The 21,264-nt window shown below is 66.8% G+C and carries 16 protein-coding genes and 4 pseudogenes; 7 read left to right on the plus strand and 13 right to left on the minus strand.

Annotated features, from left to right (window positions below):
• Positions 1–91: 91 nt before the first annotated feature.
• The gene (locus ACIBTS_RS40150; protein ID WP_399325663.1) at positions 92–838 is read right to left on the minus strand and encodes an SDR family oxidoreductase; all 747 of its coding nucleotides are present in this window, start codon (positions 836–838) and stop codon (positions 92–94) included.
• A gap of 157 nt (positions 839–995) precedes the next feature.
• On the minus strand, positions 996–1,433 hold the full coding sequence (locus tag ACIBTS_RS40155) for an OsmC family protein (RefSeq protein WP_399325665.1): 438 nt from the start codon (positions 1,431–1,433) through the stop codon (positions 996–998).
• Between the two features lie 375 nt (positions 1,434–1,808).
• Here ACIBTS_RS40155 and ACIBTS_RS40160 point away from each other — a divergent pair.
• Positions 1,809–2,620: pseudogene (locus tag ACIBTS_RS40160) on the plus strand (IS5 family transposase).
• Positions 2,621–2,661: 41 nt separating this feature from the next.
• Positions 2,662–2,829: a DUF4291 family protein gene (locus tag ACIBTS_RS40165; protein WP_399325667.1), complete on the plus strand. Its 168-nt coding sequence runs from the start codon at positions 2,662–2,664 to the stop codon at positions 2,827–2,829.
• A 477-nt stretch (positions 2,830–3,306) separates the two neighbouring features.
• On the opposite strand, the gene ACIBTS_RS40170 is transcribed toward ACIBTS_RS40165, so the two are convergent.
• On the minus strand, positions 3,307–3,651 hold the full coding sequence (locus tag ACIBTS_RS40170; protein ID WP_399325669.1) for a hypothetical protein: 345 nt from the start codon (positions 3,649–3,651) through the stop codon (positions 3,307–3,309).
• A gap of 1,431 nt (positions 3,652–5,082) precedes the next feature.
• Here ACIBTS_RS40170 and ACIBTS_RS40175 point away from each other — a divergent pair.
• On the plus strand, positions 5,083–5,211 hold the full coding sequence (locus ACIBTS_RS40175; RefSeq protein WP_266585070.1) for a DUF6408 family protein: 129 nt from the start codon (positions 5,083–5,085) through the stop codon (positions 5,209–5,211).
• A gap of 55 nt (positions 5,212–5,266) precedes the next feature.
• On the opposite strand, the gene ACIBTS_RS40180 is transcribed toward ACIBTS_RS40175, so the two are convergent.
• The 6 genes and pseudogenes from ACIBTS_RS40180 to ACIBTS_RS40205 all read right to left on the minus strand — a co-directional run bounded on the left by ACIBTS_RS40180 (position 5,267) and on the right by ACIBTS_RS40205 (position 12,395).
• Positions 5,267–7,213, minus strand: a complete 1,947-nt coding sequence (locus ACIBTS_RS40180; protein WP_399325671.1) for a DUF2075 domain-containing protein — start codon at positions 7,211–7,213, stop codon at positions 5,267–5,269.
• Between the two features lie 368 nt (positions 7,214–7,581).
• Complete coding sequence (locus tag ACIBTS_RS40185; RefSeq protein ID WP_399325673.1) at positions 7,582–9,468, minus strand: DNA/RNA helicase domain-containing protein; 1,887 nt, start codon at positions 9,466–9,468, stop codon at positions 7,582–7,584.
• Between the two features lie 410 nt (positions 9,469–9,878).
• The gene (locus ACIBTS_RS40190) at positions 9,879–10,430 is read right to left on the minus strand and encodes a DUF3320 domain-containing protein (RefSeq protein ID WP_399325674.1); all 552 of its coding nucleotides are present in this window, start codon (positions 10,428–10,430) and stop codon (positions 9,879–9,881) included.
• Between the two features lie 205 nt (positions 10,431–10,635).
• A pseudogene (locus ACIBTS_RS40195) lies at positions 10,636–11,127 on the minus strand (helix-turn-helix domain-containing protein); the annotation flags it as partial.
• Between the two features lie 43 nt (positions 11,128–11,170).
• Positions 11,171–11,485 (minus strand): annotated as a pseudogene (locus tag ACIBTS_RS40200) (hypothetical protein); the annotation flags it as partial.
• A gap of 33 nt (positions 11,486–11,518) precedes the next feature.
• Positions 11,519–12,395: pseudogene (locus ACIBTS_RS40205) on the minus strand (helix-turn-helix domain-containing protein).
• Between ACIBTS_RS40205 and ACIBTS_RS40210 the strand changes: the two are divergent.
• A complete protein-coding gene (locus ACIBTS_RS40210) occupies positions 12,354–12,707 on the plus strand; it encodes a hypothetical protein (protein ID WP_399325777.1) in 354 nt (117 codons plus the stop codon). The pseudogene ACIBTS_RS40205 and the gene ACIBTS_RS40210 sit on opposite strands and share 42 nt — an antisense overlap.
• Positions 12,708–12,908: 201 nt before the next feature.
• On the opposite strand, the gene acnA is transcribed toward ACIBTS_RS40210, so the two are convergent.
• Positions 12,909–15,626 (minus strand): aconitate hydratase AcnA, encoded by a 2,718-nt coding sequence (acnA, locus tag ACIBTS_RS40215; RefSeq protein WP_399325676.1) that lies wholly within the window; start codon positions 15,624–15,626, stop codon positions 12,909–12,911.
• A 279-nt stretch (positions 15,627–15,905) separates the two neighbouring features.
• On the opposite strand from acnA, the gene ACIBTS_RS40220 reads away from it, so the two are divergent.
• Entirely contained in the window at positions 15,906–16,751 is an 846-nt protein-coding gene (locus tag ACIBTS_RS40220; protein ID WP_399325678.1) for a class I SAM-dependent methyltransferase, read from the plus strand.
• A 39-nt stretch (positions 16,752–16,790) separates the two neighbouring features.
• Here ACIBTS_RS40220 and ACIBTS_RS40225 read toward each other — a convergent pair whose 3' ends face one another.
• Positions 16,791–17,267, minus strand: coding sequence for a hypothetical protein (locus tag ACIBTS_RS40225; RefSeq protein ID WP_399325680.1), 477 nt, complete (start codon positions 17,265–17,267; stop codon positions 16,791–16,793).
• Positions 17,268–17,611: 344 nt separating this feature from the next.
• On the opposite strand from ACIBTS_RS40225, the gene ACIBTS_RS40230 reads away from it, so the two are divergent.
• Complete coding sequence (locus tag ACIBTS_RS40230; protein WP_319670096.1) at positions 17,612–19,141, plus strand: UDP-N-acetylglucosamine 1-carboxyvinyltransferase; 1,530 nt, start codon at positions 17,612–17,614, stop codon at positions 19,139–19,141.
• A 206-nt stretch (positions 19,142–19,347) separates the two neighbouring features.
• Positions 19,348–19,734 (plus strand): ATP-binding protein, encoded by a 387-nt coding sequence (locus tag ACIBTS_RS40235; protein ID WP_399325682.1) that lies wholly within the window; start codon positions 19,348–19,350, stop codon positions 19,732–19,734.
• A 24-nt stretch (positions 19,735–19,758) separates the two neighbouring features.
• Here ACIBTS_RS40235 and ACIBTS_RS40240 read toward each other — a convergent pair whose 3' ends face one another.
• Both ACIBTS_RS40240 and ACIBTS_RS40245 read right to left on the minus strand, forming a co-directional pair.
• On the minus strand, positions 19,759–20,433 hold the full coding sequence (locus ACIBTS_RS40240) for an ATP-dependent Clp protease proteolytic subunit (RefSeq protein WP_399325684.1): 675 nt from the start codon (positions 20,431–20,433) through the stop codon (positions 19,759–19,761).
• 104 nt (positions 20,434–20,537) lie between these two features.
• Positions 20,538–21,143, minus strand: coding sequence for an ATP-dependent Clp protease proteolytic subunit (locus ACIBTS_RS40245; RefSeq protein WP_319670107.1), 606 nt, complete (start codon positions 21,141–21,143; stop codon positions 20,538–20,540).
• Between the last annotated feature and the right edge of the window lie 121 nt (positions 21,144–21,264).

Below are 21,264 nucleotides of genomic sequence, written 5' to 3' on the forward strand. Positions count from 1 at the left end.
CAATCCACACCGAACCGGAAGGCCCTCACCTGTTCAAGATCCCTCAGCCGAGACCTGCCTCACGCATCCACAACCTCCCGGGACAGAACACCTAGTGCTGTTGTGCACTCCAGTCGTCGAAGTGGGTCTCCGTGACATGTGCGTCAGAGCTGGGAAGCAGGTCTGACTCCTGGAGCTTGGCGCCCCAGTAGAGGCCGTCTGGGGCTGTTATGACCGTACGGGGGTCCTTCCTCACGGCGAGTCCCTTCCGGAGGAAGTCCTCCAGCTGGAACGTGTCCGGTCCAGCGACCTCCACCGTGCCGTTGATCGGAGTACCGACGGCCGTGCGGCCCACGGCGGCGGCCACGTCACCGGAGTAGATGGGCTGAATCTTGATGGGGGCGACGCGCACCGTGTCACCCTCTGTCGCCGAGTCCGCAAGGCTCTTCGCGAACTCGAAGAACTGCGTGGCGTGGACGATGGAGTAGGGAATGCCGGAGTCCTTGATCATGTCCTCCTGAGCCTGCTTGGCACGGAAGTAGCCGCTTGCCTGGAGGCGTTCGGTCCCCACCACGGACAGTGCCACGTGGTGAGTCACGCCGGCGTCCGCCTCTGCTCGCAGTAGATTGGCCGTTGAGACGCGGAAAAACTCCATAACGGCGTCGTCCTCGAACGAGGGAGAGTTCGAGACGTCGACAACGACTGAAGCCCCCTGCAGAACCTCGGCGAGGCCTTCACCCGTGAGTGTGTTGACCCCAGTGTTAGGTGCGGCCGGGACCGCCTCATGGCCGTGCTCGTTCAGCTTGCGGACTACCTGTGAACCGATGAGCCCGGTTCCGCCGACTACTACAACCTTCATCTGCATTCCTTCCGAAGACGACACACCGAATTGCTCTCTACAAGCGGCGACGGCACCGTCAGCCGCATGGTGGGCCCGGTCAGGGTGAGGCCAGCTGCGCGGACAAGGCTCACCGAAAACGCCCATGCCGGACTCATATATCCAACTCTGTTTCGAATCACTCTTCCGGCACAGCTTGTCTACTCGGCAGTCCGGGCTGACCGGTTGACCCCTGCCACACGGTGGAAAGGGACACCACCGAGACATTATTTGTCAGCAGTCGGTGCACCGGGCAGCGGCCAGCCACTGCCAGTAGCCGTTCTGACTGGGAAGGTTCAAGTTCGCCGGAGAGGTGGATCTCTTTGATGATCTCTGCGTCCGAACCGAACGTGAGGTCTACGTCGACCCGATGCAACGGCCAGCTGTGCCGGTCGGCATAGGCACGTACCGCCATTGAGGTACAAGACCCAAGCGCCGCCAGGAGCAACTCTCCCGGAGTGGGACCGGTGTCGGAACTGATGGGCTCCGGTTCATCGGATCTCAGAAGGTGGGTGCCGATCACGACGGTGCGGGCAAGGCGTCTGCCCTCGCTGACAGAAACGGTACGCGTGGACATCAGTCAACCTCTCTGGGGAGGACAAACAATTTGCAACCTCCGCGCCCCTGGGCACGGGCACGAACCTCGGCGCTACTAGTAAGACAACGCTCACCGTGCGGGTGTGACACAGGTCCCGGCAGCGGGGATCTCCCTCGCAAGTTTCCGCGCCCTGTCGGTGAAAGACGGAGTCGGCAGGACGTGGGGGTACGGTCGACACCCGCGCCCGCGTTCGCCGGGCGAGGCCTGCCCACTCTCCAGCGTGCCGAGGCGCAGCTCGCTTCCGCGCAGGAGCAGCTGTGGCAGCAGAAGGTCGATGCTTCCCCGCCCTCGCCTGAAGTCGTCTAAGAGGTCATCTCATTTGGCAATGTCGGTAGGCTTTCGGTCGTGGTGGGGATCGTTGAGCGGCTGGTGCCGGATGAGTTGTGGGAGCTGTTCCAGCGGGTGGTGCCGGAGGCGCCGACGCGGCCTCAGGGCGGTGGCCGTCGCCGGCATGGTGACCGTGAAGTACTGGCGGCGATCGTGTTCGTGGCCACGTCGGGCTGCACGTGGCAGCAGTTGCCGTCAGCGTCTTTCGGACCGTCGGGGGCGACGGCCCATCGGCGTTTCGCCGAGTGGACCAAGGAAAGGGTGTGGGCCAAGCTGCACCGCCTGGTCCTCGATGAACTCGGCGCCCGCGGTGAGTTGGACTGGTCCCGGTGCGCCATCGACTCGGTGAACATGCGGGCCCTGAAGAGGGGGACCTGACGGGTCCGAATCCTGTAGACCGGGGCAAGTACGGCTCGAAGATCCATTTGATCACCGAGCGGACCGGTCTGCCCCTGTCCGTCGGGATCTCGGGAGCGAACCTGCCGACAGCCAGGCTCTGATCCCTCTGGTGAAGGGCATACCGCCGATCCGCTCCCGCCGCGGCCGACGGCGACGCAGGCCGAACAAGCTCCACGCCGACAAGGGCACACGACTACTCCCACCTGCGGCGTTGGTTACGCGGGCGCGGCATCACCCACCGCATCGCCCGCAAGGGCATCGAGACCTCCCAGCGATTGGGCCTGCATCGCTGGACGATCGAACGCACCATGGCCTGGCTCGCCGGCTGTCGCCGCCTGCACGGGCGCTACGAACGCAAGGCAGACCACTTCCTCGCCTTCACCAGCATCGCCTGCACCCTCATCTGCTACCGCAGGCTCGACAGCCATGTGTGCCGCTAATTCGATGGCGAGCATCGAACGGTGCCCCCACGCTGGTCACCGTGGCAGAACCCCAGCACCAGATCCGCGCCCTTTACACCGCTTCCACGGTCACCGTCTACCAGGCCTACGAGCCGGAGATCGGCCTTCCCGCGGCCCGGGACGGTCGCTTCCTGGCAGCCTGGCAGCGGGACCGGATGACATGCGCGATGCCGCATCAGCGCAGGTAGGCGCGGAAGCCTCGGGAGCTGTAGGCCGTGTCCACGATGACGTTGTCGGGCCTGCAGCGTGGCCGGCCTGGACCCATGCGCGGGACCGGAATGCGTTCCAGGTCGGGCGTGCGCAAGTGCTGTCGTCGGGCTGGCCCGGCGTCATCAGGACCGCGAGAGGCCGCCCGCGACCGTCCCAGACGAGGACGTCAGTGGTTTTTGGGCCAGGTCCGAAGCGATCACCAGGCCATCGGATTTTGCTGGTCAGGCCTCCTCGGGGGCTTGGATCTGTTGCCGGGCGCGAGGGAACACGCCGTCCAGGGCGTAGCGGCGGAAGCGAGGGAACGAGCTGCCATGGACCGTTGCGTTCCGGCAGGTCACGCCCGGAGGTGCCGGTGCGGATCTTATAGCCCATCCCGTTGATGACCTGCCGGTCCGACACGCGCGACTTAATCACCCCGCCATGGTCCACCACAACATGATCTATGAAGGCGGACCTTAGTTCGTCACCGTCAAGATCACGACCAGGCAACTCCCTACCAGTACCGTCGTGATCAAGGACATGGCAATCAGCGTTCCGCGCAGCCACCCCCCGATGCGGGTACGGTGGCGCTCCTCCGTCGCGCTGACACTTTCGGCGATATGATCCGTGACCGAACTTGCCACGTTCTTCTGATCATTCAGATACCACGATTCAATATGACGCTTCTGTTCCCGGGTCAGTCCCGGCATCCGTGCGGTGAAATCTCTCACGCGTCGGTATGCCGCGCGCAGATGTGCCTCACGATACAGATATTTCTCGATGTCCTGCAGACCGCGTGTGATGTCCTCACGTGCATCCATGGTGTACTCCAAGAAGGGGAAGTTGGACAACCCTGCCGCAGCAGCCACCGGAGGCGATCCGGGCCGGTGGAGTTCAACAAATTGCTGTTGAGCATGCGCTGTCAGATTGCCTCTTGCTTGTCTTGTCTTGAGAGGGCGACAGCACTGATCATGGCTCGCACGGAAAACGTATTATGGCCGTTTGAAAAGCCACTCCTCTCAAAAAATAGATGGCATGCATCTGTCGTTTTAGAACAACTATCTACGACGGACCGCCACGCTGCATCGTCTCGCTCCCTCACCTATTTGACCGGGAAGTCTGTGATTCTGTGACACACATCGATGACCCACTGGGGCAGGTGGTTGACTCGGGCTCGAGCGACCGCGGTTGGAACAGCCACTGGTCCCCTCCCCATCCCCATTCCCAGGTGTTTGTTTCGATCCCCCCACCACATTGATGAGCTGCTGGCCTACCGGGCATGGATGCTTTCCCTGACCTACAGTTTCTGTGGGGCAGTTAGCGTTCGGGCTGCAGCGGTGGCTTTACCTTGGGTCCGGAGAGGGTTTCGCATGGAGACCCCTGATCAAACCGTGAGCCGTTCGACACGCTTGCGGCCGACGTGGACGCCCTCACGCCTGAGGACGGCGTGCACGCGGGCCGCCGCATCCAGAAACGGCTCGGCTACCTCAGCCTGTACGCCGGGGAGAGTCACCGCAGCGCTATGACCTGGGCAAAAGCTCCCCAGAACGGCGACCGGACATCCTCAGCCGAGCTACCGGCCTGCGAGCTTGCTTGTCACGGAACCCCCGCCGGGGCCGCGCCACCTGGTGGCCCAGCAACTGCTCGGGGCAGGTTCCGCAGTCTGCACAGCACTCGTTCGGCGCAACGCGCCCGTTCCGAACAGGCGTTCGCCGAGGCCCGCGACTGCGTCATCGTCTCCACGTCAACCCTCAGGTATCCGTCGGGGTCGCGCAGGTAGCAGCGCAGTTCGGCCTTCCCGGCCGAGAGCCCCGCGTCCGCCATCACAGCTCACCACCGAGGAGAAGGACGAGCTGGCTCAGCTGCGGCGCGACGGTGACCGACTGGAGGGTGGCCGCCAGGGGCCGGGAAGAGGCGGCGCGCTGGCTGCCGCCGTCATCATGACGTCCGGCCGGCGGCCGGAGATGCCGCCCGGGGTGATCGGCGCACGGCGCTCACCGACGACGGAGAGGCCGCCCGCCCCGACAGGCCCGGGCACGGCGCCTCGCTCACACGCCCGCACAACTCCAGTTGCAGTAGGGTTACTTGTGCTGCGCATCCTCCCGGAGGGGTACGAGCGCGGAGTTCATGTGCCGGTCTGCGGCATGTGAGCAGTGGTGGTGAATCTCCGCGCGGACTCGCGCGGTGTGTGAGCGGATGCCCGGTGGGCCGTCCCCCCACCATTCCTGCTCACCGCCAAGGAGTGGTCATCTGTGAACCCTGCCGAGTACAAGCCTGCACGTTTCGCCTGGTTCCGTAAGGTCCTGGTGGACGTCGCCATCAGTGTCGTCGCCAACGTGTTGGTGGCGGCGATGATGTCGGCAGCGCACCTGCTTTTCTGAAGCAGGAGAGTGGCGGGCACCCGGGTGGCCCGCCACTCCACTTCGAACGCAGGGCTCAGAACAACATCATTTCGTTCTTCAGCTTGGCCTTGCTCTGTGCCCGTCGGGCCCGGCGGCTCCGTGCCGCCGTGCTGCGCCGCGCGATCCTCAGCTCGGGCGGGATGGCCGACTGAGTCGGCCGGAGCCCCTGCACGTCGGTCTCCCCGACCAGTTTCCTGAGATGTGTCCGGGTCTCCTCGTCGGTGGAGTAGAGGACGGTCGCCCGGCTCGCTCTGGTCAGCAGGACGTGGTAGGCATGGCGGACGCAGCGCGCGAATTCGTCGTCGTCGAGGGTGCTGGTCCGAACCTTCGGATCGAGCGAGCCCGGCTTCGCGACCCTCATGACACCGGCCTTCGGGTCCTTTCGCTGCTTTCCTCGCCGAAAGACCCAGCGGTCGGTGCGCCAGACCATGTCCTCGCCCATGATCACCCCGCACCAGTCCCACTCGAGACCTTGCGCGGTGTAGACACAGCCGATCTGCCCGATTCCGGCGTCGTGTACCGGCCAGATTCTCGACGGTGGCTCGCCGTTGGCGCAGAAGGATTCACTGGACGCGTTCCACGGACGGTGCCAGCCACCGATGCGTACGTCCTTCTCAAGGTTCTTGTTCTCGTCCGGCTTGCTCCAGGGCCAGCAGTAGCCGGCCACCATCCGGGCGGTCGCTCCAGCCTCGAACTCGGTGCGGACGATGTGCTCCATCTCGTCGGGTGTGTCGACGACTTCGATGTGCATGAGTCCGTCCGGGACCCAATCGTGCGGCTCCTGCGTCGAAACGCCGAGCAATGCCCGAACCCAGCGGAGGTAGGCGTCACTGCCCCCGCATCGGTACTGCTCCGTCAGATGGTAGCGACGAACAACCGCATCGCGGTGTCGCGCGGCGTCCTCGATGTGTTCCACGGTGCCGACGTCGTGCGGGCGCACGGTCTGGCCGGCGTCGAGAAAGAAGACCGTCAGACGTGACGCATCGAGCAGTTCGTCCACCTGCGGCTTCGTGCCCTGCTTCTCCGCAGGGAGGCGATAGTTGGTGGTCTTGTCCCTCAGGCGGTGCGCCTCGTCGCAGATCAACACGTCCAGCGGCGGACTCGGCGCTTTCACGAAACTGCTGAAGTACGCGAAGCGCTCCCGGAACTCGGCCGCGGTGTATCCGACGTTCTCCTTGATCGCGGCGTTGAAGGCCCGCGAACCACTCGCGTACTTCACCGTTCGACCTGCGGCTTCCAGATCGGCTCGTAGTTGCAGCCCGACGGCGCTTTTCCCGGTGCCCGGCCCTCCGCTGATCAGGAAGACGGCATGCTGCGGACGGGGCACGATCGCCGCTCGGTCCGGGCTGTCCAGAATCAGCTCCGCAGCCTCGAGTACGTCATCGGCGACCTTCCTCTGACGTCCCCGCAAGGTGAAGACCGTGTCCTCCCCGCACGAGTTGACCATGGCGTCGAGCAACGGCGTGTTCCGGAGATTCATCCGGTGCAGTATGTACTCGGCCGCGGAGTAGTCGTCCTCGGCTGTGAAATGGCGCTGCAAGTCGCTGAGAAGCCTGGGCCGGGTATCACTCGTGTACGTGTGCGCGTAGGGGCCTGTAGGCGCGTCGACGCCGAGCAGTGGCCGGACGGATTCATTCGTGGCGTTGTGCAGATAGGCGAAACCACCGCACTCGAACTGCAGCCCGTTCAGCGGACCTGTGGGGCCGGTGAACAGCGCGTGGTATTCACTGAGCTGGAGGACGGGGTGTTTGGCGGGGTCGTCGATCCCGTCGACGTGCACGAGATCGGCTGTCGCAGCCTCCACCCTCGTCACCGCCGACCACTGTTTCAACTCGACGAGCTGGACGGAAAGGGTGCCTTCCGCGGGGTGCCTGCCCACGAGAACCACGTCGATCTGCCCGTCCATACCAGGGCCTTCGGATTCCTCAACGGTCGGCGAGCATTCGACGATCATCTCGACGTTGCCCCGCTCGGCGGCCACCAGGTCCTCAGCGAGGGAAACAAGGCTTCTGGCCCAGGCGGAGCGCTCTCCGTCAGAGGACTCACCTCGCCCGAAGTACACCCAGCGGGCGGCCAGATGCGGCACCAGGCGACGCCGTGCGTGCAGGGCCAGCAGGTCCCGCGCCGCCAACCGCAGCAGGAGCATGGACACGAGGAGGTTCCCCCAGGGCACGAGTGACTCGTGCGGGTGGGGGCGTGTCCACATAGGAAGCCCGTCGGGCCGCGACCGGTTCGGTGATCTTAGACAGAAAGCGGCTCACCCAGGGAACGCCGATCCTCTTTCGGCCTGTTCGACCGAGTGGCTTGGCCGATTCACGGCAAGCTCGGTTGTCCGGCCGTGGGTACCGGTCACGTCGCGGCCAGATTCCGCGTCGGCTGTCCCCCGAGTTCCCGCAGCTTCTCCCTTGTCTCCGGGTCCGTCGAGTACACGATCGTGCCGACCATCCCCCGGGTCAGAAGCACCTTGTAGGTGTTGCGGATCAGGCGGTCCACGTCGGCGTCCGGGGTGGACTTCTTGAAGACTGGGTCCTTGGACGCCGTGCGGTCCGTGACCCAACGGTCGCCTCGCCAGACCAGGTCGGGGCCGATGATGACGCCGGACCAGTCGTACTCGAAGCCCTGAGCGGTGTAGACGCACCCGACCTGACCGAAGCCGGCCGGGTCGGTGGCCCACAGGGCTGCCGGTGGCGCGCCGGAGACAGCGCGGTCGCCGCGCAGGTTCCAAGGGCGGGCCCAGTCACCGATGACGACGTCGGGAGGCAGCGGGTGGCCGGGCTTGGGTTCCGGAGACCAGCGCCAGCAGTAACCGGCGGACATGCGTGCGCCGTAGCCCCGGGCACGGCGGGCTTCAAGGAAGGCCTCCATCTCCTGCGGGCTGTCGGCGACCAGCAGCTGCATGCGGTCGTCGGGTTCCCAGACCACCGGACCGCCGGCCTCGAGCCCGAGGAGCCGTACCACCCAGCGCAGGTAGGCGTCGCTGCCCCCGCAGCGAAACTGGCTGTCCAGCGGTACGACGTGGCAAGAGATGCCACGCGTGGCAGCTGCCGCCTTGATGTCGGACACGGTGCCCATCTCGCCGGGGCGTACCACCTGGTGCTCGTCGAGGAAGAAGACGGGCACGTAGGCGACATCGATGAGTTCATCGATCTGGGCCCTGCCGGTACGGTTCTCGGCGCGCGTGTAGCGGTTGGCCGAAGTCTCCCGGATGCGGTGTGCCTCGTCGCAGATCAGGGCACCCAGGCTGTTCTTCTCGGCCGTCATGAAGCTGTTGAAGTACTTGAACAGGTCCTGGACTTCCCGCTTGCGCGCTCCGGCGACCTTCCTCATCGTCTTCGTGAACGACTGCGAGCCGGTGGCGTGCAATGCCGGAACCCCACGCCTGTAGAGCTCACCGAGCAGTTGGAGGGCGATGACGCTCTTGCCGGTGCCAGGGCCGCCCGTGACGATGACGACCTCCTTGCGATCGGCGTGCTTCGCCTTCTCCACCGCGTTGAGCACCATCCGGTACGCGACCTGCTGCTCGTCGAGGAGGACGAACTGTGTGCGTTCGCGCACCTCCTCAGCGGCCACGGACATGAGCTGCTTCGACGGCACCGTGGCGCCTGCGTGGAGTTCATCCGCCGCCCGGGCCCCCGAGTGCTTGTCGCTCAGCCTCGTACGCAGGTGGTCGAGGAGGGCGCCGCGGCGTTCCGCGGTGAAGAGCAGGCCGTGGCCGTCGCGTTCGATCTCCCGCAAGCCCGTCACGCCGAACTCCGTGGCGTTGTGCAGATAGGCCACTCCGGCCACCCGGTGCCCGTGTTCAGCTACCGCCCCGTTGAAATTGACGAGGTATTCGCAGTAGCGGCGCACCTGCTCGATGGGGTTGAGGACCGGATGGGCATAGGCATCGACATGGCAGAGGGTGGGGTCGTCCTCGTGGGGAAGTGCCTGACTCCACTGCTTCAGCTCCACCACGACGTATGACGGTTCGCCCGTGACCGGGTGCACTCCGGCGAGCACGACGTCTGCACGCTTGCTGTTCAGCGGGAGCGAGTACTCCAGCATGACCTCTACGTCGCCCAGTCCGGCGTCGTTGAGTGCGGCGGCCAGGACGGGGATGCTGCGCTCCCAGGAACGCACCTCCGAGGCGCCGGGCCGATAGCCGTGCATGTGAACGAAATTGTCGGTGAGGTGCAGGAACAGCGAACCGTCGAGTGCCATGACGGCGACCGTTTTCGCGGACGCGCGGAACAGCAAGGACTTCCCCCAGGCAGCACGAAAAGACTCGTGCGGGTGGGGGCATGTCCTTCGAGACTCCACCGGGGTGGAGCGGAAGCCCGTCGGGCCGCGTTGACGATGTGTTTGAGGGTACCTGGCGGTACTGACAGTCGTACCGGTGGTCGCAGTGTCGGCAGCGGACGCCGTGCCCGGTCTCCCCTACCGACGTCCGACATCGGACCGCTGCTCTGCGTGGTCGACGACGAGGACCGCTCCAGAGCGCGGTGGTCTGAGTCCGGGGACAGCACAAAGCCTTCAGCAACGGTTTTGTCCACGAGAGCGTCCCACCTTCGATCGTTCGCCTGTCAACGAACCATCGCATGGTGCTTGCCCATCCTGGCAGCTCAGCGGGACCTCCAGGCGATACGAGGAGAGCCCACCGCAGCGGATCAAGAACCCTCCGCGGGCATCAGGCAGCCCTCCGACTCGATCAAGTCCCCGGCGGCGATCAACGCGTCGATGTCGCCAGTCAGCGCGTCCCGGATATCGGCTCCGAGCCGCGCCCACCCGAAGAAGCGAGCGGCCTCCCGCAGCAGGTCCTCGCGATGCACGCCCGGTCCTTCGTCGACCACGTTTCTGAGTACGAGCTGCCGCTCCGTCGCAGGAACCTCCGCCACTCGTCGGGCGCACCGCTCAGTGGGCGTGCGGGCGAACTCCGTCTCGTGGCCGGGCCTGCCGTACGCCGTACCGACGTGAACGATCTTGCCCTGCTTGAGCAGACGGCGAAGAGCTCGGTCGATACGGTCACGGACCACCTGGCCGGCTCGTCCGAGGCCCCACGCGAGACGGACCCGGGTGTAGATCACTTCCTTCTCGACGGGCCCTTCCACCTCGACCACACACAGCGCCACGTCCGCCACCACGTCGAGGGCCTCGGGGTCCTGCAACGCCGCGCCCCACATGCCCCGCTGGCTGCTCGACCTGTCACGTACCTCTGCCAACAGGTCGGGGTCGACCTCCTGGTAGGGACGGCTCCAGGGTGCAGGGCCGGCGTCGACGGTCACGAACTCCACTCGCGGGCCTGCCGGACCACCGGCCACTTCTCCAGCTTCTCCGCCCCCCGCGCTCCGCGCTCCGGGCACCGTCCACGGCCTCCGCCGTACTGTCACCGTTGCCAAGGTCGCCGCCGCTGCCGTCCACCCCCACGGGCGGCGCCACGTTGAAGTACAGCCCGACGACGTCGTAGACCTTCTCCACGAACAGCGGGTCCGTCGACAGTTTGAAGGTGTCCGTCAGGTGCGGCTTGAGCTGGAACTTCCGCCAGATACGGCCGACGGTGGACTTGGACAGGCCGCTGTGCTCCGCCATTGACTTGCGCGACCAGTGGGTGGCGTTCTTCGGGATCTCCTCAAGCGTCGTGACCACGACCGCTTCCACCTGATCAACGCTGATGGTGGGCGGCCGGCCCGGCCGGGGCTCGTCGACCAGGCCGTCCAGCCGCTCAGCCAGAAACCGGCGCCGCCACTTGCGGACGGTGTCGGCGGCCACCCGCAACTCTCGGGCGACCGCGACGATCGGCGGGATCTCCGGGCCCGCGCACGCCAGCACGATCCGCGCGCGCAGGGCCAGCGCCTGGGCCGACGACGCCCGCCGCGTCCACCGCTCCAACACCGCCCGCTCGTCCGCCGGTAGTGGCAGTGTCTGGCGACGGCCTGGCGCCTGCGCCGCCACCGTGACCAGCTCATTGCGTGGATGCGAAGCAGTGGGCGGGGTCGGTGCGCGAGGCCAACTGCCAGCAGCCGGCGGACTTCCGCCACGGTGAGCGGAACCAGGGTGGAACCGTTTCTGCATCCCCCTTTGCCGCCGCCTGCGCCGCCGTGGCCGCGAGAAAGGCGTGGGCGAGCATGGCCAGGGTGATGTGCCGCGTCCAGCCGACGTAACGGCGGACCTCGTACTGATCCAGGCCGCACTCGTTCTTCGCGGCCTGAAAGCACTCCTCGATCGCCCACCGGCGCCCGGCAACGCGCACGAGCCGGTCGACACCTGTGCCCACCGGGGCTGCGCTTGCCGAATACCTCCTCCATGCTGGTCAGGCGGCATGTTGATACTCGTAAAGGGTGCCGCCGAGTCGCGCTCGCCGTCGTATGTCCAGATGGGCGATCCGGTCCGGGTCCTCGATCGGAGCGGGCAGCGAGTGGAGAGGGCGGGCATTCGCAGGACCCTGGTGCGGCCGGTGCTCGTTATAGAACGTCTCGAACTCGCGCAGTGCGCGCAGGAGATGGCGCTGGTTCCAGATCAACGTACGGTCTGGCAGCTCTCGCCTGCAGGTCTGCACCCACCGCTCCGTGATCGAGTTCATGCGCGGCATCCGGACGCCGCTGAGCACCACCTCGATACCCGCGTCCTTGAGCACCTCGTCGAACGGCCGTGGGAACTTCCCGTCCCGATCCCTGATCAGATAGCGAGCCCGGCAGCCGGCGTCCTCGAGGTCCATGACGAGATTCTTCACAGCCTGGACCACCCAGGACGCGGTCGGGTGCGCGGTCGCGCCCAGGATCCGGATCCGGCGGCTCGCGTGCACGAATCGCGGCGAACACGTACAAGCGGGCCCCGGACAGAGTGACGGCCTCGAAGAAATCGCACGCCAGGAGCGCGTCGGCCCGGGAGCGCAGGAAGTCCGCCCAAGTGCTGGAGGCCCGCTCGGGCGCCGGGTCGACGTCGGCCTCCTTCAAGATTTCCCAGACCGTGGATGCTGCCACCTTCACCCCGAGTACGAGCAGCTCACCGTGCAGGCGCCGATAGCCCCAACTTGGATTTTCCCTGGCCAGGCGCAGCACCAGCGCCCGGATCGAGTGCACGGTGCGGGGCCGGCCTCCGCGCTTCGGCCGGGACTGGGAAGCGTGTCGGCGGGCGATGACGTTGCGGTGCCAGCGCAGTACCGTGTCCGGCCGCACCAGCAGCCGCATCCGGCGCAGCACTTCCCGTGGCAGGCCATGGAGGAGCGACGCCAAAAACGCCCGGTCGCTCGCGTGGAACCGGACCTGCTGCCTGTTCAGCTGCCGTTCCAGAACGCCGATCTGGTGGCGCAGAGCGAGGATCTCGACATCTTTCTCCCGGTCGCTCATCGGCAGCAGTCGCAGCATCGCGAACGCGTTCGTCACACCCAGGTACGCCAGTCTCAGCAGCACGACCGATCATCATGCCGCGCCAACCGGGCGCCGCGCGATACCGGCGACTCGATCGGCCTCGGCCAACGCCCAAACCCGATCCCTGCGTGAATGAGGTATTCGGCAAGGGCAAGCTCAGGGCAAAGGGGGGATCAGCATCGGCGGGACACCTACCGGCCACTACTCGATCAGCATGAAACAGCAAGCGCCCCGCCAGGCCGAAGCCTGACGGGGCGCTTGTGCGAGACTCTAGTGTGACCGCCGGTAGCAGCGAGTCAGCGACCAGATCCTCTGGCATCCGAGCCGATCAGCTCAAGAACCGACAAGTTGGCGAAGCACGTACTGCATGATGCCGCCGTTGCGGTAGTAGTCGGCCTCACCGGGGGTGTCGATGCGCACGACCGCGTCGAACTCGACGCCCGTGTCGGTGGTGACCTTGACCGTGCGCGGAGTGGTGCCGTTGTTGAGCTCCTCGACGCCGGTGAAGGAGAAGGTCTCCTCGCCGGTCAGGCCGAGGGACTCGGCGTTCGCGCCCTCCGGGAACTGCAGCGGCAGGACGCCCATGCCGATGAGGTTCGAGCGGTGGATGCGCTCGTACGACTCGGCGATGACGGCCTTGACGCCGAGGAGCGCGGTGCCCTTGGCGGCCCAGTCGCGGGACGAGCCGGAGCCGTACTCCTTGCCGGCCAGGATGGCCAGCGGGACGCCCTGCTCGATGTAGTTGCGGGAGGCGTCGTAGATGAACGACACCGGGGCGTCGGCCTGGGTGAAGTCGCGGGTGTAGCCGCCCTCGGTGCCCGGCGCGATCTGGTTGCGCAGGCGGATGTTGGCGAACGTGCCGCGGATCATGACCTCGTGGTTGCCTCGGCGGGAGCCGTAGGAGTTGAAGTCACGACGCTCCACACCGTGCTCGGTGAGGTACTTGCCGGCCGGGGTGTCGGCCTTGATGGCGCCGGCGGGCGAGATGTGGTCCGTCGTCACCGAGTCGCCCAGCTTGGCGAGCACGCGGGCGCCCGTGATGTCGGAGACCGGGGTGGTCTCCATCGTCATGCCCTCGAAGTACGGGGGCTTGCGGACGTAGGTCGACTCGGCGTCCCACTCGAAGGTGTTGCCGGTCGGGATGGGGAGCGCCTGCCACTGGGCGTCGCCCGCGAAGACGTCGGCGTAGGACTTGTTGAACATGTCCTCGCCGATGGCGTTCGCCACGACGTCGTTGACCTCGGCCTCGGAGGGCCAGATGTCCTTGAGGAAGACCGGGTTGCCGTCCTGGTCGATGCCCAGGGCGTCGCGCGTGATGTCCACCTTCATGGAGCCCGCGATGGCGTACGCGACGACCAGCGGCGGGGAGGCCAGGTAGTTCATCTTGACGTCGGGGTTGATCCGGCCCTCGAAGTTCCGGTTGCCGGAGAGGACCGAGGTGACCGCGAGGTCGTGGTCGTTGACGGCCTTGGAGACCTCCTCCGGCAGCGGACCGGAGTTGCCGATGCAGGTGGTGCAGCCGTAGCCGACGAGGTTGAAGCCGACCTTGTCGAGGTACGGGGTGAGGCCCGCCTTGTCGAAGTAGTCGGTGACGACCTTCGAACCCGGGGCGAGGGTGGTCTTGACCCACGGCTTGCGGGTCAGGCCCTTCTCCACGGCCTTCTTCGCGACGAGCGCGGCGGCGACCATGACGTACGGGTTGGAGGTATTGGTGCAGGAGGTGATGGCCGCGACCGTCACCGCACCGTGGTCGATCTCGTACGTCGAGCCGTCGGGGGCGGTCACGGTGACCGGGTTCGACGGGGCGCCGTTGGGGTGGATCGCCGGGGCGTCGGAGGCCGGGAAGGACTCCTGGCCCGCCTCGTCCACGGTGTCGACGTAGTTGCGGACGTCCTGCTTGAACTGCTCGGCGGCGTTCGCGAGGACGATGCGGTCCTGCGGGCGCTTCGGGCCGGCGATCGACGGGACGACGGTGGACAGGTCCAGCTCGAGCTTCTCGGAGAAGTCCGGCTCGGCCTTCGGGTCCAGCCAGAGGCCCTGCTCCTTGGCGTACGCCTCGACGAGCGCGACCTGCTGCTCGGAGCGGCCGGTGAGCTTGAGGTACTTCAGGGTCTCGTCGTCGATCGGGAAGATCGCGGCGGTGGAGCCGAACTCCGGCGACATGTTGCCGATGGTGGCGCGGTTCGCGAGGGAGGTGGCGGCGACGCCCTCACCGTAGAACTCGACGAACTTGCCGACGACGCCGTGCTTGCGCAGCATCTCGGTGATCGTGAGGACGAGGTCGGTGGCGGTGGTGCCGGCGGGCAGCTCGCCGGTGAGCTTGAAGCCGACGACGCGCGGGATCAGCATGGAGACCGGCTGGCCGAGCATCGCGGCCTCGGCCTCGATGCCGCCGACGCCCCAGCCGAGGACGCCGAGGCCGTTGACCATGGTGGTGTGCGAGTCGGTGCCGACGAGGGTGTCGGGGTAGGCCTGGCCGTTACGGACCATGACCGTGCGCGCGAGGTGCTCGATGTTCACCTGGTGGACGATGCCGGTGCCCGGCGGGACGACCTTGAAGTCGTCGAACGCGGTCTGGCCCCAGCGCAGGAACTGGTAGCGCTCCTTGTTACGGCCGTACTCCAGCTCGACGTTCTGCGCGAACGCCTCGTTGGTGCCGAACTTGTCGGCGATGACGGAGTGGTCGATGACCAGCTCGGCCGGGGAGAGCGGGTTGACCTTCGCCGGGTCGCCGCCGAGCTCCTTGACGGCCTCACGCATGGTGGCGAGGTCGACGACACAGGGCACGCCGGTGAAGTCCTGCATGATCACGCGGGCCGGCGTGAACTGGATCTCCTGGCTGGGCTGGGCCTGCGAGTCCCAGTTGCCGAGGGCCCGGATGTGGTCGGCGGTGATGTTCGCGCCGTCCTCGGTACGGAGCAGGTTCTCCAGCAGCACCTTCAGGCTGTACGGAAGGCGAGCCGAGCCTTCCACCTTGTCCAGCCGGAAGATCTCGTACGACTCGTCGCCCACCTGCAGCGTGCTGCGGGCGTCGAAGCTGTTCGCCGACACGACAGTCTCCTTCATTGATGTGCGCGTACCACCGCATCCTGCCGTCACACGGGCTTGGCCCATCCGCTAAGGTCAGGCTAAGTTAGGTAACCCTTACCAGGGTGGCGACTGCGGTGCGCCTCGGCAGATATCTCGATGTCGAGATAACTCTAGTACATGGGGCCTGAATGGTCATGCCCGGGCTCGCCACACCCCCTACGCTTCTCCCTCGGCCCTCCCTCAGCCGCCCCTCACGGGAGGGGCGCGGAATGGGCACCGGGGGGACGGGAGGGAGCCGGGATGCCTGAGGGATGGCAGTGGGACAGGACCCTGTTCCAGGGAAGCGCGGCCCACTACGAGCAGGGCCGGCTGCCGTATGCGCCGGGCTTCGCCGAAGCGCTGGCGACGGCTCTCGGTCTGGACGGCCGCGGCCGTCTCCTCGACGTCGGCTGCGGGCCCGGCATCGTGACGCTCCCCCTGGCCGGGTTCTTCGCCGAGGCGATCGGAGTCGACCCGGACGAGGACATGCTGGCCGAGGCGGAGCGTCGAGCCGAGCGTCATCAGGTGACCAACGCGCGATGGGTCGCCGCCCGCGCCGAGGACCTGCCGACGGGTCTGGGCGAGTTCCGGGTCGTGGCGTTCGCCCAGTCCTTCCACTGGACGGATCGCGACCGGGTCGCCGCCACCGTGCTGGAGATGCTGGAGCCGGGAGGCGCGTTCGTCCATATCAGCGACCACAAGGACCCGCCCGCCCCGTCGACCCCGCTGCCGCTGCCCGCTCCGCCCTACGCGCAGATCGGCGACCTGGTGCGGCGCTATCTGGGCCCGGTCCGCCGCGCCGGGCAGGGAATGCTCGCCCACGGCACGCCGAACCGGGAGGACCTCGTCCTGGCGGGGGCCGGGTTCAAGGACTTCGAACGACTCGTCGTGCCGGCCGGGGACGTGGTGGTCCGCACCGCCGACGACATCGTGGCGTGGGCGTTCTCCCGGTCCGACTCCGCCCCTCATCTGTTCGGCGACGGGCTGGCGCGGTTCGACCGGGACCTGCGTGCCCTGCTCCGGCAGGCAGCGCCCGACGACCGCTTCGCGGAGCGTCTTCCGCCGACCGAGATCATGACCTGGCGGAAACCGCGTCGCGCGGGATGACGGCGGCCCGCCCCGTCCAAGGCGAGTCCGTACTCGGCGTCAAAGGCGGAGTCCGTACTCGGTCAGCCACTCCGACAGTTCCCGGCGGGACGCACGGACGAGCCGCCCGCCGGTGAAGCGCACGTCGTCCGTGACCTCGGCCAGGCACTCCGCGGGCGGCACGAAGGCCAGCGCCTCCGCGTCGTCGTCGAACTCCGCCTCCGCCAGGACCAGCCCCTCCAGGCGCCCTTCGAAGACGTCGACGCCCAGCGGGGGCACACTCGACCGTGTCTTGGACAGCGCCGCCGCCAGCAGCGAGGCCAGGAGGTCGTACTCGGCCCGGGACAGACAGGTGTTGGTGATCAGCCCCTGCACGGCGCCCGGCCGGTCCGCGGGCACCTTCTGGGTGAGCTTGAACTCACGAGAGCCGAGGTCCGGGTAATCGGTCCGCCGGAGCCGCAGGCGCGTTCCCTCCAGGTACCGGTCCCGGATCAGCCGGGTGACGGTGACCGTCGAAGGCGCCGGTGGCCCCGCCATCAGAAACCGTCTCTCCCGCTCGACCCTCGCGTACTTCCCCTCTTTCACCCGCCCAGCTTCGCAGTACGGGACCGCGGCGGCAGGGCGAGGGCGTCGACGCCATCCCGCGGCGGCTGAACGGGCGTCATGGGTGCGCCGAGCCGGGGTAGACGGGAGCGGACAGGCACTTCCCTACGGAGGAGGTCCGATGGCCCTCGCCTTCCGCAAGACCACGGGCGGCGGGCGGCGCGTGCCCGGACCTTTCGGGTGGCGTCGCACGCGGACCGCCAAGCGCCGTTGACGGGACGTCACCCGAATGGACCCCCCAAGAGGCGCCATCTCATATCTGAGATAACCTCAGCCTCATGGCAGACGACTACCTCGTACGCATCGGCAAGCTCATCCGTGACGCCCGGCAGCACCGGGGCTGGACACAGGCGCAGCTGGCCGAGGCGCTCGGAACCAGCCAGAGTGCGGTCAACCGCATCGAGCGAGGCAACCAAAACATCAGCCTTGAGATGATCGCTCGAATCGGTGAAGCACTGGACAGCGAAATCGTCTCTCTGGGCTACGCGGGACCGATGCACCTGCGCGTCGTGGGCGGCCGTCGGCTGTCCGGCGCGATCGACGTCAAAACCAGCAAGAACGCTTGTGTGGCGTTGCTGTGCGCCTCGCTGCTCAACCAGGGGCGCACGGTGCTGCGCCGGGTCGCCCGGATCGAAGAGGTCTACCGTCTGCTCGAGGTCCTCAACTCCATCGGGGTGCGGACGCGTTGGATCAACGACGGCGTGGACCTGGAGATCGTGCCGCCGGCCGGGCTGGACATGGCGGCGATCGACGCCGAGGCCGCCGTACGCACCCGTTCCATCATCATGTTCCTCGGCCCGCTGCTGCACCGCATGGACCACTTCAAGCTGCCGTACGCCGGCGGCTGCGACCTCGGGACGCGGACCATCGAGCCGCACATGATCGCGCTGCGCCGGTTCGGGCTGGAGGTGGCGGCGACGGAGGGGCAGTACCACGCCGTCGTCGACCGTGCGGTCCGCCCGGACCGGCCGATCGTGCTGACCGAGCGCGGAGACACGGTGACCGAGAACGCGCTGCTCGCGGCCGCCCGGTACGACGGGGTGACCGTCATCCGCAACGCGTCTTCCAACTACATGGTCCAGGATCTGTGTTTCTTCCTGGAGGCGCTCGGCGTGAGGGTCGAGGGCATCGGCACCACCACGCTCACCGTGCACGGCGTGCCGGACATCGACGTCGACGTGGACTACTCGCCGTCCGAGGACCCGGTCGAGGCGATGAGCCTGCTGGCCGCCGCCGTCGTCACGGAGTCGGAGCTCACGGTGCGCCGGGTGCCCATCGAGTTCCTGGAGATCGAGCTGGCGGTCCTGGAGGAGATGGGGCTCGACCACGACCGTACGCCGGAATACCCGGCCGACAACGGCCGCACCCGGCTGGTGGACCTCACCGTCCGGCCCTCCAAGCTGGAGGCGCCGATCGACAAGATCCACCCGATGCCGTTCCCCGGCCTGAACATCGACAACGTCCCGTTCTTCGCGGCCATCGCGGCCGTCGCGCAGGGCAAGACCCTCATCCACGACTGGGTCTACGACAACCGCGCGATCTACCTGACGGACCTGAACCGGCTCGGTGGACGGCTCCAACTCCTCGATCCGCACCGGGTGTTGGTCGAGGGCCCGACGCGCTGGCGTGCCGCGGAGATGATGTGCCCGCCGGCCCTGCGTCCGGCGGTGGTCGTCCTGCTGGCGATGATGGCGGCGGAGGGCACATCGGTGCTGCGCAACGTGTACGTCATCAACCGCGGCTACGAGGACCTGGCCGAGCGGCTGAACTCCGTCGGGGCGCAGATCGAGATCTTCCGCGACATCTGATACGCGAATGCCGCAGCACCCTGTCTGACCTGCTATTCAGCGGGCCAGGTCGGGGTGCGGCGGCATCTTTGGGACTAGCGTCGAAGGAACGGTCCTTGACGCCGGGAATGCCCTTGACGCGGTAACGGGTGCACTTGCCGTACATGGAAGTACGGTCACGTTTGCCGGTCTTCGGGTTGGGGCGCTTCTTCGACCATCGGTCTTCTATGCAGCCCGAGGAGCTGGACCGGCTGATGCGCCGGATGCGCCTGCCCTGTATGCGCACAGCAGCACCCGACGTGCCGGCCGCCGCCCGCACGCAACGCTGGGACCCCGCCGAGGCCCTACGGCTGCTGATCGCCGAGGAGGACACCGGCCGCGACGCGGTCACCCGGCGGCTGCGACGCCACTCGGCGAACTTCCCCGCCGGCAAGACCCTGGGCTCCTGGCGGGCCGAGGACTCCACCATCCCGGAGCCCACCCAGAACTCCCTGATCACCCTGGAGTGGATAGGCCGTGCGGAGAACCTGGTGATCGCCGGGCCGAGCGGCACAGGGAAATGTCACTTCACCGACCGCCTCATGCACCACGCCCACCTCGTCAATGACCGTTGACAGGGATCCGATCCTTGCGGTCTGTCATGACGTTCCGTTGTCCCGATCGTTCAGTACGTTCTTGCGGCTGGTCAGTACATGGTCGATCACGCCGTATTCAGCCGCCTGCTCGGCCGTGAGGATCTTGTCCCGCTCGATGTCCTGCTCTATCTGCTCCACCGGCCGGCCGGAGTGACGGGCCAGGACGGTCTCCACCAGCGTGCGCACACGCTGGATCTCGCGGGCCTGGATCTCCAGATCGGAGATCTGTCCGCGTGCTCCCCCGCTGTGGGGTTGGTGCAGCAGTACGCGTGCCCCTGGCAGTGCGGCGCGTTTTCCGGGAGTGCCGGCGGCCAGGAGGACGGCAGCGGCGGAGGCGGCCTGGCCGATGCAGACTGTCTGGATGTCGGGCTTCACGAACTGCATCGTGTCGTAGATCGCTGTCATGGCGGTGTGGGAGCCGCCCGGCGAGTTTATGTAGAAGGCGATGTCCCGATCCGGGTCCATGGATTCGAGACAGAGGAGCTGCGCCATGACGTCGTTGGCGGATGCGTCGTCGATCTCCACTCCAAGGAACACGATGCGCTCCTCGAAGAGCTTGGAGTACGGGTCGTACTCACGCGTTCCCTGTGCCGTGCGTTCGACGAAGCGGGGCACTATGTACCGGGCCTGCGGTGGCGTACCGCCGAATGCAGAGGCCGGACGATCGTGCAGGGCCATGGTCTCGGTTCCTTCTGGGGTCGGGTGTGACTGCGGTGGCCGGACGCGGTCGGCCCGGCTCGGCCCCTGATGGGTGAGGGGGTCCTTGCCGGGCCGTTGTCCGTTCAGGACACGAGCGTGCCACCGGCCCCCGAGACACCAGAAGCAGACTTCATCACCGAGTCGATGAGCCCGTACTCCGCGGCTTCCTGGGCTGTGAACCACTTGTCGCGGTCCGAGTCCCTGGTGATCGTGTCGACGTCCTGTCCGGAATGCTGGGCGATCAGCGCCGCCATCTCCTGCTTGGTGCGCAGCAGTTGTTCGGCGTAGATCTTGATGTCACTGGCCGAGCCGCCGAGTCCGGCCGACGGCTGGTGCATGAGGATCTTGGTGTTGGGCAGGGCGTATCGCTTGCCCTTTGCGCCGGCGGTCAGCAGGAACTGACCCATGGATGCGCAGAAGCCCATGGCGATCGTCACCACGTCGTTCTTGATGTAGTGCATGGTGTCGTACACGGCCATTCCCGCAGTGACCGAACCACCAGGAGAGTTGATGTAGAGGTAGATGTCTTCACTGGATTCCGCGGCGAGCATCAGCAACTGTGCCGTGAGCTTGTTCGCGATGTCGTCATCGACTTCCTTGCCGAGGAAGACGATGCGGTCGCCCAGGAGTCGACTGAATACCTGGTCACCCATTGCCATGCCGCTCATGCCGCTCTCGCCCCGCGGCATGCGGGAGGCAGACGAATATTCGCGCGCTAAGGTCACTGAACCCCCAGAGATAATGGAGGCGGCGCTCGTGGCAGCCGCCCGGCGTCTTTCCCTTCCTTTGCATCCGCTGTCGCAACATGCC

Source organism: Streptomyces sp. NPDC050121 (assembly GCF_044460385.1).
Classification (GTDB): domain Bacteria; phylum Actinomycetota; class Actinomycetes; order Streptomycetales; family Streptomycetaceae; genus Streptomyces; species Streptomyces soliscabiei.

Coding starts and splice junctions, on each gene's coding strand:
- ACIBTS_RS40150 (WP_399325663.1), bottom strand. CDS start 838: ATGAAGGTTGTAGTAGTCGGCGGAACCGGGCTCATCGGTTCACAGGTA.
- ACIBTS_RS40155 (WP_399325665.1), bottom strand. CDS start 1,433: ATGTCCACGCGTACCGTTTCTGTCAGCGAGGGCAGACGCCTTGCCCGC.
- ACIBTS_RS40170 (WP_399325669.1), bottom strand. CDS start 3,651: ATGGATGCACGTGAGGACATCACACGCGGTCTGCAGGACATCGAGAAA.
- ACIBTS_RS40220 (WP_399325678.1), top strand. CDS start 15,906: ATGCCTGAGGGATGGCAGTGGGACAGGACCCTGTTCCAGGGAAGCGCG.
- ACIBTS_RS40225 (WP_399325680.1), bottom strand. CDS start 17,267: ATGGCGGGGCCACCGGCGCCTTCGACGGTCACCGTCACCCGGCTGATC.
- ACIBTS_RS40230 (WP_319670096.1), top strand. CDS start 17,612: ATGGCAGACGACTACCTCGTACGCATCGGCAAGCTCATCCGTGACGCC.
- ACIBTS_RS40235 (WP_399325682.1), top strand. CDS start 19,348: ATGCAGCCCGAGGAGCTGGACCGGCTGATGCGCCGGATGCGCCTGCCC.
- ACIBTS_RS40240 (WP_399325684.1), bottom strand. CDS start 20,433: ATGGCCCTGCACGATCGTCCGGCCTCTGCATTCGGCGGTACGCCACCG.
- ACIBTS_RS40245 (WP_319670107.1), bottom strand. CDS start 21,143: ATGCCGCGGGGCGAGAGCGGCATGAGCGGCATGGCAATGGGTGACCAG.